Genomic DNA, 12,874 nt, shown 5'->3' with positions numbered 1-12,874 from the left:
ATCTGCACTTAGTGCTTTGCCAGTTAGTTCTTTACTTGCTTCTAGAACCGCACTTCCTTTTGCGGGATTGTAGCTATTTTTAAAAACAGCACTGCCTTCATATAATGGATCGTTTGTTTGACTTCTTTGGTTTCCGTAGATTCAATCATGTTTGGCGAATAAGTGATAGTCACTTCGCGATCTTTGTCCTCTGCTGTCAAACCTGTGACTTCCTCAATGCTTGTTTTGTCTGCGTGATAGTTCTTGATTTCAGGACTTTTCACTTCATCAAACGTTGTATCATCATCTTTGGCTTGCCATTCTCCATAGGTATTTTCCCCTGTTGCTTCATTCGTTGTCACTGTGCGTGTGAACGTGACCGTGTCTACATTGTCTGACGCGGCTTCTTTGACGTCTTCATACATATAATGGATCGTTTGTTTGACTTCTTTGGTTTCCGTAGATTCAATCATGTTTGGCGAATAAGTGACAGTCACTTCGCGATCTTTGTCCTCTGCTGTCAAACCTGTGACTTCCTCAATGCTTGTTTTGTCTGCGTGATAGTTTTTGATTTCAGGACTTTTCACTTCATCAAACGTTGTATCATCATCTTTGGCTTGCCATTCACTAAAAGTTTTGTCACCTGTTGCTTCATTCGTTGTCACTGTCCGTGTAAAAGTCACAGTGTCCGTCTTGTCTGACGCGGCTTGTTTACCGTCCTCATAAACATAATGGATCGTTTGCTTGACCTCTTTGGTCTCCGTAGATTCGATCATGTTTGGCGAATAAGTGACAGTTACTTCAAGATCTTCTGATTCTGCAGTCAACTCATGACAGATGTAATAAGTTATCTCTCATAGTAGAATCAAAATTTTCAAACCTACTTCTAATGAAATGGAAAAAATCGTCATTAAAAGATTCTACTCCTTTTATATTCTTTCTCAGAAGTTCCGAATCTTTTAATATCTCTTCACAGTCTACAATGGATAAGCTAGAGATACTTTCATAAATAAAATAGCCCTCAGGATTATCAATGAAGCATTGGGGATAATTTTGATTATATTCAAGTATATCTGAAAGTAAGTCTTCAGTTTTTTTTTGGTAACTACGTGTAGGATTTTTTTCATCATTCTTATATTTTTGATACTCCACAGATCCTAAAAATTTTTTTGATTTAAGGGTATCTTTGTACTTATCTGGATAAAATAAGTACAAATAAATAATTGCCAATTGTTGTTCAATTTGTGTATGTCCTAGCTTCTTGTATTTTATTAATTCTTGTTTTAGGTAAAAACTAAATTGATCTAAGTCACGTAAATTTCTATTATCTTCTATAAATATTGTTGCTAAGCTTTCTTTAATTTCTAAATCAAAGATAGTACCCAATCTTTCAAAATAGTCTCCCCAAATTTTTTGAGGATGTAAAACATAAGGAAGTTCAACCCTTTGATCAATAATCTTTCTTAGATAGTCATTTTCATTATTAATTATATTCTCAAAATCACCTACAAAAACAATAGGAAGTTTATTATTTAATACATTGAAAAGCTTATATGCACTTTTTTGAGTGGGGAGCGTCAATAATTTTGTGTAAATGATTCTTCCCTACTGCAGATTGTTTCTAATTCTCAATCAGTTGGCTTAGCATTTGTTCAAGTTCGCCTTCGGCCTGTTGAAAGCCTTTATGACTGCGACCTAGGAATTTTTGGTTGTAAGTATCAAAAGACGAGACTAAGAAACGTTCCATCGACTCTTCGTTTTGGAACTGTTCCTTGCGGTGGCTGTATTTCTTGATTTGCTTATTAAAGGATTCAATCAAGTTCGTAGAATAAATACTCTTGCGTATGGCCAAGGGGAAATCATAGAAAGTGAGCAAGTGATCGTTCGAAAGAATCGATTCAACCACTTTTGGATAGCTGGTTTTCCATTTTTCCGCAAAAGCACCACGTGCTTCCAACGCCACCTCTTTAGATGAGGCTTGATACACCATTTTAAAATCATCACAGACTTCCTTACGATCATCGACACGCACTTTGTGACTGATATTACGGGAAACGTGTACACAACAATGTTGAAAACGAGCTTTGGGATAGAACCGACTAATCGCTCCTACCATCCCCTTTAAGCCATCCGTGATGAACAGGAGGACATTTTTCAAACCGCGCTCTTGAAGGTCCAATAAAATTTCCTCCCAAATCGTGATGGATTCAGTCGGTGCAATCGCATAGCTCAATACTTCCTTTGATCCGTCCGGGCGAATGCCAACTGCGATATGAATAGCTTCCTTGGCGACGGTTTTCCGCTTTAACGGAATATACGTTGCGTCCATATAAATAGCAGCATAACGGTCATGAAGCTCCCGCCCTTTAAACGCCGTTACCTCTTCTGTAAATGATTTTGTTATATTGGACATGGTTTGGGGCGTGTAGTGATGCCCATACATTTTCTCAATCAAGTCTGCGATTTACGACATGGTAATACCTTTTCGGAAGAGGTGAATGACGGTCTCCTCTAACGTGTCATTCGTCCGTCTATAAGCAGGAACAGTCTGTTGCTTGAACTCACCATTGCGGTCGCGCGGAATCTGGAGATGAAGTTCCCCATACTCGGTCTTGACCGTACGGTAATAGGAGCCGTTACGAGAATTACCCGTGTTAAAACCAATGCGATCATACTTTTCGTAATCTAGGAAAGCCGTTAACTCCGTTTTGAGAAGCGTATTGACTGCTTTCTCCAAATGGACACGGAATAATTCATTCAAATCGCCTTTGTTCGCTAGAGTCTTTAGAATTTCTGTAGTAAAATCGTTCATAGGGAAGTCCTCTCTTCTGTGAATGTGTTGTGGTAACTCTATTCTACAGAAGGGACTTCCTTTTTTCTATTTACACAAAATATTTTACACTCTCCTGAGTTAAACTGAATATCATTCTGTCTATATAAATTTTAAGATGGATTACCATACTTTTGTTTGACTCATTGACAAAAATCTAAAAAACTTATCCTCAGCGAGATTGAGTGTCTTTTACCAGACACAAATCCCTACTACAGATAAGTTTTTTATTTTTTTATGCTTTTAGGCTTTTAGGTATATGGATATTTCAGTTTTTCCTTACTGATAAGTTTCTGTCCGCAAGAATTCTTCTTGCTTTAATAGCTCCTCGATGGAACAATTTTTTTCCAATGCTTCTTTGACAAAAGCAGTGGCTTTTTCATAACCAATTTGCGGTGAAAGGGCTGTAATAGTCCCTGTACTGTTATTTACAGCTTTCAAACAAGCTGTTTCATTGACGGTAATACCTGCCACACATTTATCGGCAAAAATTTGACACGCTTTGGTCAACAGTTGACATGATTCAAATAAATTATGGAACATCACCGGCTCAAAAGCATTCAATTCCAATTCTCCGGAAGCTGCCGCAAAGGTGATGGCACCGTCATTTCCAATCACTTGAAATGCAATTTGACTGATAACTTCTGGAATGACTGGATTGACTTTGCCCGGCATGATCGATGAGCCTGCTTGTCTTGCTGGCAAGTTGAGTTCATGAAAACCAGTTCGCGGACCGCTGGCTAAGAGACGCAGATCATTGGCGCTTTTGTTCAATGTGATGGCAATCGTTTTTAATCCACCTGAAATCGAGGCGAAACTGTCGGTATGCTGTGTACTATCAATCAGGTCATTCGCTGGCCGTAAGGGTCTTGGAAAACGTCGGTTCAATTCTTGATAGAGGTATTCTTGATAGCGATAGGACGCATTAAGACCTGTCCCAATGGCTGTCCCACCCATATTTAAGGTCAATAGTTCTGCCGATAAGTGGTGCAGCCGTTCACGGCAACGCGTCAAACTGTGGGCATATGCAGCGAAACTTTCCCCTACTGTCATTGGCACCGCCTCTTGCAGTTGGGTTCGCCCCATTTTTGCCACGTGCTGAACTTCTTTCGCTTTCATATGCCATCTGTCAATCAACTGTACCAGCGCTTCATCCAATTGTTCAATATATACAAGCAAAGCCAGTTTCCCAGCACTAGGATAGACATCATTGGTGGATTGGCTTTGATTGACATCGTCTAAAGGATGAAGATATTGATATTCCCCTTTCTTATGCCCCATCAATTCTAACCCGCGATTGGCGATCACTTCATTCACATTCATGTTGGTGGATGTTCCTGCTCCCCCCTGAAATGTATCAACAATAAATTCTTCATCCCACTTGCCCATGATGATTTCTTCCGCAGCAGTCACAATGATTTGTGCTTTTTCTTTGGATAGCGTGCCAGATTGTTGATTGGCTAGCGCAGCTGCGGCTTTGATACGTGCTACTTGTTTGATCATCGTCAGATCAACTTTTTGATCAGTGAAAGCAAAATTTTCTTTTGCGCGATAACTATGAATACCATAATAAGCCCCCTCGTATATAGGTAGACTGCCAATTGTATCTGATTCGATCCTCATCATGATTTAAACGCCCCTTTTTGTATTATATGTGATAAAATATCACATAAGAGAAAAAGACACGAGCCTTTTCAGCCATCTCTTTGTTAATCCTTGAAATTGATTCCTTTCACTTTGAAAAACAAAGAGAAACAGTACAAAAACAGAAAAGAGGAAAGTATTTGGATGAACTAGATAAAAAGTTGTTGAATCTGTTGCAGCAAAATGGTCGGTTATCGATCAAAAAGTTAAGTGAAGCGTTATTCATCACTGCACCTGCTGTTTCCCAACGAATAAAACATTTAGAAGAAACCGAGCAATTGTTGTATTATCAAGCGACGATTGACTATGAACAAGCCGGCTTGCCGATCAAAGCATTTATCCACCTGTCGATCGAACCACAGCAAAAAGCAAGTTTCTATCCTTTCATACAGGCGATCCCCAATGTGTTGGAATGTGATTGTGTCACCGGCCCTTATTCAATGTTAATCAAAGTCGTTTTCCCTTCTACCAAATCATTGGACAGCTTTATCAATGACTTGCAAAAATTCGGTCGAACCAACACCCAAATCGTTTTCTCGACGCCAGTTCCCTCTCGAGGATATCAATTCTGAAAACCCAAAAAGCGCGCTTATCTCACATAGACAGGCACGCTTTTTTTATATACAGGGGTCACTGGTCATCGACTGGCACTTGCAACCCTCGTGGTCCGACATTCGTTGAAAATACAATGTAGGTTTTGGTATCCCCATAAAATTGCAAATCTGTGATAAACCGATCCAAGACGACCGTATCACTAAAATAAACCTTCAAGAGCATAGAATAATCTCCAGTGATACAGTCACACTCGATCACATTTGGGATGTCTGCGATATAGGCATAGAAGGCTTCTTTATCTTTGGCATTCACTGCGCAATGGACATACGCTTTGATCAGATAACCAAGTTTTTGGTAGTCGATCAGTGCCTGATAAGAACGGATATACCCAAGGGTTTCAAGGTTTTGTACCCGCACAGAAACAGATGGCGATGAAATAAAGCATTGCTCTGCGATCTGTTTGACAGTGACTCGGGCATTTTGCTGCATGATGTTCAGTATCTTGCGGTCTAAGTTATCCATAATCATCCCCCGTTCTCATTATTTTCTCAGTTTATCGAGAAAACAACGAAAGCGCAAGTTGCAGATTACATCCTATGTTAAATTTCCTAACATCAACGCTGAGATAATTGGAAATAGCGATAAACAATCATCGCCCCACAAGCAAACAGACCACACCCAAAAAACATCATGTCAAAGCCAAAAAGACTGGCGATGATTCCCCACAAAAAAGCCCCACCTCCATAAGCTACATCTAAGGCTGCTGAAAATACCGCTGTCCCTTGCCCTCGCTGCGCCTCAGACACCGATTCTAATACAATCGTATTCATCACAGGCAATAAGCCGGCATAACCGACACCATAACAACTCGCGGCCAGAAGCAAGCTACTGAGCTGTGTCGTAAATGGCAACAGACAAAAAGAAACCAAAATCAATAATAAACTGCCATAAATCAATGTAGCCGTTTGGATTTTGGCGAGCAAACGTGGAAATACGACCCGTGTTGTGACCGTCATGATCGACATGACCGTAAAATAATAGCCTGCGCCGATAATCTCACGTTCAAGGGCATATTGTGCAATAAACGCCACCACGCCAGAATTGGCAAAGCATATCAAAAAAAGGATACCGCTAGGAAACACAACCGCTTTGATGCGAAGCAGTTCTCGTAACGATGATTTCGCTTCGCCAGAGTGCGTATTCCTCCGTGAAAAGGGCTGTTCTTTCAAAAAGAAACTCAACAAAAAAGCTGTTCCGCTCAACAAGGCAGCCATCCGAAAAAGTACAGGAAATCCATAATTTTCTACAACAGCAAGTCCTATCAACGGGCCGATGGCACTCGGCACAGCCTGGGCGATACTGAAATACCCCAATCCGACTGCTAATTTGCCTTCAGGAATCGTATCAACTGCCATCGTCGCTGCTGCTGTCGCTTGCAAACTATTGCCCACCCCTTGCAAGATGCGCAGACAAAAAAGCATCAATAGCCCCTGCAGCAGATTCAATAAACTAAAATCAATCAACAGAATGGCTAATCCCATACAAAGCAAGACTTTGCGTCCATATCGATCCAATGCCACACCGATTGGCAAACGGCAAAACAAAGCAGATAGCCCCAAGACACCTACAATGGCGCCGGATACTGCTTTAGAACCACCTAAAGAAGCAACATATAACGGCATAGTCCCCATTTGGGTCGTGATGGCTGTCATTGCTAGTACCGTGACCACCATCACTAAGTAAAAATCTTTCGACCAAAGCCGACTAGAGCTGTTCACCTTTTCCATATTGTGCCTCGCTTCTATACAGCTAATTGAAAACGTACTTGTGTCAAAAATTGCTGTGTACATTCTTCTTGCGGATCCTCAAAAATTTCTTCTGGTGTTCCCGCTTCTACCACCACACCATCCGCCATGAATATCACTTTATCCGCGACTTCTTGTGCAAATTGCATTTCATGCGTCACGATGATCATCGTTTGCCCACTATCAGCCAGTTGCTTCATGACATTTAGGACATCACCGACAAGTTCTGGATCGAGCGCTGAAGTGGGTTCATCAAACAGTAATAATTCTGGCGTCAAAGCCATCGCTCTGGCGATACCTACACGTTGTTGCTGTCCGCCAGACAGTTGACTAGGATACATCATAGCTTTATCTGCCAAACCCACTTTTTCTAAGGCAGATAACGCTGCTTTTTCTGCCAGTTTTTTTGGGAAACGCCGTGGTGTGCGTAGTCCTTCCGCCACATTTTGCAACACATTCATGTGGCTGAACAGCTCATAGGATTGAAAGACCATCGCTGTTTTGCGGGCGATCTCCAATCGTTGGGTTTTGCCAATATGTGCGAGATCATACTGGAAGTCACCGATAGAATAACTCCCCGCATCAGGCTGCTCCAACAAATTCAAGCAACGCAAAAAGGTCGTTTTTCCAGAGCCGCTAGGACCAATGATGCATACAACTTCCCCACGTTCAATTTGTAAGCCAACATTTTTTAAGATGTCTTGTTTATCGAAAGACTTCTTCAATCCTTTGATTTCTGCTTGCAGCATACTCCCACCCTTTCTTTTCTATCGCTCAAAGCGCGATCGTATTGGCAGATTGTCCTTCTAGCAAAATATCTCTTGCATTGTTCAAAGCTGTTTCTGCAATTTCTTGTACAGCCAATTGGGTATAATACGCAATATGCGGGGTCAAAAGCACATTTGGCAGTTGATTCAGCTGTTGATAATAAGGATTTTGATCCCACCCAACTGAAAAATACCGTTCTTCATTGGCGATAGCGTCTAATACAGCACCAGACAAACGCCCTTGCGCGAGTGCGGCAATCAACGCATCCGTATCAACGATTCCCCCACGTGCCGTATTGACCAGACAACTGCCAGGCTTCATCTGTGCAAAAACAGAGGCCGAAAATAGCCCTTCTGATGCTTTTGTCAGCGGGATATGGATCGACAAGACGTCCGATGCAGCAATCAAGGTCTCAAAGGACACATATTCGACAATCCCCTTCAACCGAGGATTTTCACTCCTACTAGTGGCAATCACATGTCCCCCCATATGATAAATCGCTTCTGCGACTAGAGCACCGATTCGACCAGTGCCTAACAAACCGACTGTTACGTCTTGTAGCTCCCGACCAATCACAGACCGTCGATCAAGTTTTCCTTTGATCATTGCTGGAATATTGCGTAAAACCATCAAGATCGACATCACAGTGTAATGGCCCACCGATGTTGGGCTATAAGAAGGGACATTGGTGACCGTCAACTGATGCTTTTGCGCCCAGTCAAAACGAAGACCGTCGACCCCCGTTGATTTGATCGATAACTGCTTCATCCCTAAAATATGCAAGCGTTGGTACAGGGACTCATCTTGCTGCATAGCCAGACTAGGATACAAACAGATGCCGTCGTGCCCTGCTGCCAAATGGATATTCTCCCAAGACAAGCCCTCCATTACGATCGTCACTGGTGTTTTGTGGATAAATTGCCACCGTTCGATATAAGCAATTTCCTCTTCACTTACCCCGTAATAAATCAATTTCATTGGCAACACCTCCTAAATGACCCCTTCATATGCTGGCGGCATAGCGTATTCCAACGCATCACCTAATAAAGCGATCCCTTGATCGATCTGTGCCAATGTCGGCTTCGTAAAATTCAGCCGAAATGAATGCTCATAGCCTTTTCCCGCAACACTCATGATATTGCCTGGAATGACCGCAACTTTCGCCTCATCAAGGTATTCATAGAACCGCTCTGCGTCCATCTCAGTCGATAGGAAACAGGTGATAAAATAGCCGCCTGTTGGTTTGATAAAGGTAAGCTTATCCGTTGGCAGTGCCTGTAATGCTTGCAGCATGCGGGCATATTTCTCTTGATACAACAAGGTCAATTGGGCCACATGACCTTCGAAATCATGATGATCCATATATTCGGCCAATACCACTTGCCAATAAAAATTGGTGTGGGAATCGGCGGATTGCTTGGCCAAAATCAATTTTTCCATTGCAGGACCAGCAGCCATCATAAAACCAATCCGGCTGCTGGGTGCCAAAATTTTTGAAAAAGATCCCGCATAAATGATTCGTCCTTCGGTATCTAATGTTTTCATCTTAGGGATCGGTGTACCTTCATACAACAACTCACCGTAAGGATCGTCTTCAAAAATCAGCACATCATATTGACATGCCAATGCATAAATGGCTTTACGTTTTTCCAATGGCATTGATGTGCCTAAAGGGTTTTGGAAAGTGGGGATCAGATACAACATTTTCACTCTTGCGTCTGTTTTGAGGATTGTTTCTAAAGCGTCAAGATCCATTGATTCTGCTGCAAGATCCATCGGTACCGGCACTGGTATCGCCCCATATCCTTTGATAGCATTCACCGCACCGGAAAATGTTTGCTCCTCGCATAACACCACATCGCCTTCATTACAAAAGACTTTTACCGCCAAATCCATGGCTTGGGTCGAGCCCGAAACCACCAGCACCTCCTCTTCGTTATCGATATTTGACAATTGACGCAAACGTTCTTTGATCAAGGTCCGTAAGCGCGGATACCCCTCTGATGCCCCATACTGCAAGAAAGACTCTGGGTCCGCTTCGTTATATAATTTTTGCGAGATCTCTTTCAATGTAGCCATTGGAAATGCTTCTGTCGGTGGAAATCCGTAAGCAAAGGAAATAGCTGCTGCAGACTCCATATTTTTTTTTGCATTCTCTCTTAATGGAGATGCTTCTAATGTCATGATACGTTGTGCGAATTGATAGGCCATTCTATTTCCTCCCTGCATAGTTGTTAGCCGACCAGCTGTGTGGTAAAGCGGGCTAAAAAGGCTTTGGTTCGTTCTTCTTTGGTTTCCTCGAATACTTGTTGCGGTGTGCCTTGTTCAACAATATGTCCATTCTCCATGAAAACGACTTTGTCTGCTACTTCATACGCGAATTTCATTTCATGGGTCACCAATACCATGGTCGCACCGGCTTCCGCAATTTCTCTGAGCAGCGCCAATGTCTGTCCCACTAGTTCCGGGTCCAATGCCGAGGTAGGTTCATCAAACAAGATGACCTTAGGATTCAACGCCAACGCACGGGCGATCCCGATACGCTGTTGTTGTCCACCTGACAGTTGGCTAGGATAAAAATCTTGTCGTTCAGACAAACCGACTTGATCCAACAAAGCCTCTGCTGTTCGCAGGGCAGCTTCTTTGCTTTGTTTTTTGGTCACGATCAATGGCATCATGATATTTTCTTTGGCTGTTTTATTTTGAAACAAGGCATAATTTTGGAAAACCATCGCTGTTTGCCGTTGATGGGTCAATATTTCTTTTTTACTTGCTTTGTGCAATGTGGTGGTGGTTTCTCCCAATTGAATCACACCTTGATCTGCTCGTTCCAAAAAATTGAGACAACGCAAGAAGGTCGTTTTTCCCGAACCGGAAGGCCCCAATAAGACGACTACTTCGCCTTTAGCGACATCAAGATCAATCCCTTTTAACACTTCTTGTTTGCCGAATCGCTTATGGATATCCGTTACTTTCATCATAATGCGGCCCTCCTTAGTTTGCGCAACAGCCGATTTTCCAGTAATTGTGCCCCTTTTTCGATGACCAAACTAATCAGCCAATAAATGATCGCAACAGCCACATACGCTTCTAAAAACCGATAATTTTGCTGGGCCGTGATTTTAGCTGCCGCAAAAACATCGACAACACTGACCATGGAAGCTAAGGCCGACGCTTTAACCAACGAGATCAGCAAATTACTGAACATGGGCAATGAAATCGGCCAGGCTTGCGGGAGCAGCACACGACGGATGACTTGTAAGTTCGTCATGCCGATCGATTTGGCTGCATCGAACTGCCCTTTTTTGACTGCCGCAAATGCGCCCCTGAAAATCTCGCTGCTATTGATAGCAGACATTAAACTCAAGGCGGCGATCGCTATCCAAACCATGTTGAAATCTTTAAATCGCAAAGTCCAATGCATCGACTCCGCCCAAATATCAAACTGTTTAGCAGAAATAAGATATAACGCTAAAATCACTAAAACCACTGGGACCCCTTTTAAGACCGTGACAATCACTTGCAGCACTGGTGCGAGGATCTTGATCCTATACAGACGAATCAAGGCGATAATCAACCCAACCACCGCGCCAATGACTAGTGCGGTCAACGCCATAAAAAGCGTCGTACCAATATAATGACTTGCTGTTTTCAGCGCTTCGATCATAATAGACAATTGAAAACTCATCGCCATTCCTCCCTATTCTGGGACGTAATCCCCATCTAGATATTTTTCTGATAATTCTTTGATCGTTCCATCTGCTTTCAATTCCTCTAATGCTGTATTGACCGCATCAATAAAGTCTTGGTCCGCTTCTTTGTTGAACAATAAGTAGGCATCTGAGTTGTGGACTGGTTCGCTGCCGATCTCTAGATTTTCACTAAATGAATTGTTCCAATTATCGACTTGATATTCTGGTGCTAACGTTGCATCGACCGCACCTGAAGTGACTGCTTGTACGATTTGCTCGTTGTTGTATTCCCCATAAACCAATTCAAAAGCATCGGGATTTTCTGCCAGATAAGCCTCAGCCATTGCTGCTTGGTTAGTAGCAGTCGTCACATAGACTTTTTTTCCTGCTAAATCTTCGAAGCTATCGTAGACCGTACCAGCATCTGGATCAGAGACAATATACGTATCCCAGACCACATACCCAACATCCCCATAGACGAATTTTTCTTTCCGTTCATCATTGACTTCATATTCATAGGCAGCCATCTGGACTTTATTGCTTTCTAAATTTGATAACGTCGTTGGGAAATCCGCTCCTTCAAAGGTAAAGGTATAATCAAGTAATTTTTCGTCGATTGCTTTAACGACGGCGACATCATAGCCATCATATTCACCATTTTCGTCTAAATAAGCATATGGCAATGCTTCATTCCCAGTACCCACCTTGATTTCTGTTGCATCACTTGCTCCACTGCTTGTAGTGTCGGCAGAACTGCTTCCGCAAGCCCCTAAAACCAAAAGTGTCACCAATGTAATTGCACCTAAAATCGTTTTTTTCATTTGAATTCCTCCCTTTCCCTCTACCCAAAATTTTCCTATGTTGTTTTGATTTTTTGCTGTTTTTTGGTCCATGATATCAGTGGTACTTTTGCTGTTTGTTGTTTTGTTTTCGAAAAACTCATCCGACGTTCCAGACCGGTGAAAACACGTTCTAAGAGGAAGCTTAAGGTAATAAACAAGATCGCCGCACCGACATAGCCTTCAAGTGTATGGAAGGTCACTGCGCCTATCGCTCGCGCTTTGCCGACAACATCCACTACCCCAATGGTAAAAGCCAGCGATGTGTCTTGCAGCAGTGCAATCGTAGTTGTACCAAATGCAGGTAATGCGACACGGACAACTTGCGGTAAAATCACTTGTCGATACATTTGTGTTTTCGTCAATCCGCAAGCAATACTCGCTTCCTTCTGTGTGACCGGTACACTTAGAATCGCAGCCCGGAAAGTTTCAGACTGAAAGGCAGCAGTATTTAATCCGTAGGTGATATAGATGAAAATAATTTTATTCCATGAGGAAACATCGATTTGAATCATTTGTAATAAGGCGGGTACACCATAATACACAACATACAGTTGAACCAATATCGGTGTGCCTCGAATAAATGAAACGAAGACTGCCGCCAGTTGACTCAGAAATGGCACTTTTTCGACACGAATAAATGCAAGTAAAATCCCTAAAAGCAATCCTGTAATCGACGCCACTGCTACTATCATCAACGTAACCGGCAAAGCACTTAAAACCTTTGGAAAATATTCCCAAACTAATTTTCACTGAAAAAAT

At 42.3% G+C, this 12,874-nt stretch carries 13 protein-coding genes and 1 pseudogene; 1 reads left to right on the top strand and 13 read right to left on the bottom strand.

The genetic code is table 11. The annotated features are described in order from the left end of the window. Positions 1 to 41 precede the first annotated feature (41 nt). From CO692_RS11695 to CO692_RS11680, 4 genes and pseudogenes are all read right to left on the bottom strand, one after another. Positions 42 to 806, bottom strand: a complete 765-nt coding sequence (locus CO692_RS11695) for a mucin-binding protein (RefSeq protein WP_226818129.1) — start codon at positions 804 to 806, stop codon at positions 42 to 44. Between the two features lies 1 nt (position 807). Next, complete coding sequence (locus tag CO692_RS11690; protein ID WP_060792676.1) at positions 808 to 1,560, bottom strand: hypothetical protein; 753 nt, start codon at positions 1,558 to 1,560, stop codon at positions 808 to 810. A gap of 40 nt (positions 1,561 to 1,600) precedes the next feature. Then, positions 1,601 to 2,791, bottom strand: a pseudogene (locus CO692_RS11685) (IS256-like element ISLgar5 family transposase). A 297-nt stretch (positions 2,792 to 3,088) separates the two neighbouring features. Further along, entirely contained in the window at positions 3,089 to 4,435 is a 1,347-nt protein-coding gene (locus CO692_RS11680; protein WP_081117241.1) for an aspartate ammonia-lyase, read from the bottom strand. Between the two features lie 158 nt (positions 4,436 to 4,593). Here CO692_RS11680 and CO692_RS11675 point away from each other — a divergent pair, with 158 nt between their 5' ends. Continuing rightward, positions 4,594 to 5,025 (top strand): Lrp/AsnC family transcriptional regulator, encoded by a 432-nt coding sequence (locus CO692_RS11675; RefSeq protein ID WP_003125427.1) that lies wholly within the window; start codon positions 4,594 to 4,596, stop codon positions 5,023 to 5,025. 58 nt (positions 5,026 to 5,083) lie between these two features. On the opposite strand, the gene CO692_RS11670 is transcribed toward CO692_RS11675, so the two are convergent. From CO692_RS11670 to CO692_RS11630, 9 genes are all read right to left on the bottom strand, one after another. Then, positions 5,084 to 5,530: an Lrp/AsnC family transcriptional regulator gene (locus CO692_RS11670; RefSeq protein ID WP_096742298.1), complete on the bottom strand. Its 447-nt coding sequence runs from the start codon at positions 5,528 to 5,530 to the stop codon at positions 5,084 to 5,086. Positions 5,531 to 5,622: 92 nt separating this feature from the next. Beyond that, positions 5,623 to 6,795: an MFS transporter gene (locus CO692_RS11665; protein WP_081117242.1), complete on the bottom strand. Its 1,173-nt coding sequence runs from the start codon at positions 6,793 to 6,795 to the stop codon at positions 5,623 to 5,625. Positions 6,796 to 6,809: 14 nt separating this feature from the next. Continuing rightward, the gene (locus CO692_RS11660) at positions 6,810 to 7,562 is read right to left on the bottom strand and encodes an amino acid ABC transporter ATP-binding protein (RefSeq protein ID WP_096742297.1); all 753 of its coding nucleotides are present in this window, start codon (positions 7,560 to 7,562) and stop codon (positions 6,810 to 6,812) included. A 25-nt stretch (positions 7,563 to 7,587) separates the two neighbouring features. Then, positions 7,588 to 8,559, bottom strand: a complete 972-nt coding sequence (locus CO692_RS11655; protein WP_081117243.1) for an NAD(P)-dependent oxidoreductase — start codon at positions 8,557 to 8,559, stop codon at positions 7,588 to 7,590. Between the two features lie 12 nt (positions 8,560 to 8,571). Next, positions 8,572 to 9,792 carry a PLP-dependent aminotransferase family protein gene (locus tag CO692_RS11650; RefSeq protein WP_060792671.1) on the bottom strand — a complete coding sequence of 407 codons (1,221 nt, stop codon included), beginning with the start codon at positions 9,790 to 9,792 and terminating at the stop codon, positions 8,572 to 8,574. 23 nt (positions 9,793 to 9,815) lie between these two features. Continuing rightward, entirely contained in the window at positions 9,816 to 10,562 is a 747-nt protein-coding gene (locus CO692_RS11645; protein ID WP_096742296.1) for an amino acid ABC transporter ATP-binding protein, read from the bottom strand. Continuing rightward, positions 10,559 to 11,269, bottom strand: a complete 711-nt coding sequence (locus CO692_RS11640; RefSeq protein WP_021150492.1) for an amino acid ABC transporter permease — start codon at positions 11,267 to 11,269, stop codon at positions 10,559 to 10,561. Before CO692_RS11640 ends, CO692_RS11645 begins: the two co-directional genes overlap by 4 nt. 12 nt (positions 11,270 to 11,281) lie before the next feature. Next, positions 11,282 to 12,094, bottom strand: a complete 813-nt coding sequence (locus tag CO692_RS11635) for a transporter substrate-binding domain-containing protein (protein ID WP_060792670.1) — start codon at positions 12,092 to 12,094, stop codon at positions 11,282 to 11,284. 35 nt (positions 12,095 to 12,129) lie between these two features. Next, the gene (locus CO692_RS11630) at positions 12,130 to 12,822 is read right to left on the bottom strand and encodes an amino acid ABC transporter permease (protein ID WP_226818127.1); all 693 of its coding nucleotides are present in this window, start codon (positions 12,820 to 12,822) and stop codon (positions 12,130 to 12,132) included. Positions 12,823 to 12,874 lie beyond the last annotated feature (52 nt).

This window comes from Enterococcus sp. FDAARGOS_375 (assembly GCF_002393265.1).
Lineage (GTDB): Bacteria > Bacillota > Bacilli > Lactobacillales > Enterococcaceae > Enterococcus_D > Enterococcus_D innesii.
The sequence above is the reverse complement of the archived record's forward strand: the minus strand, read 5'-3'. Positions and strand labels throughout refer to the sequence as shown.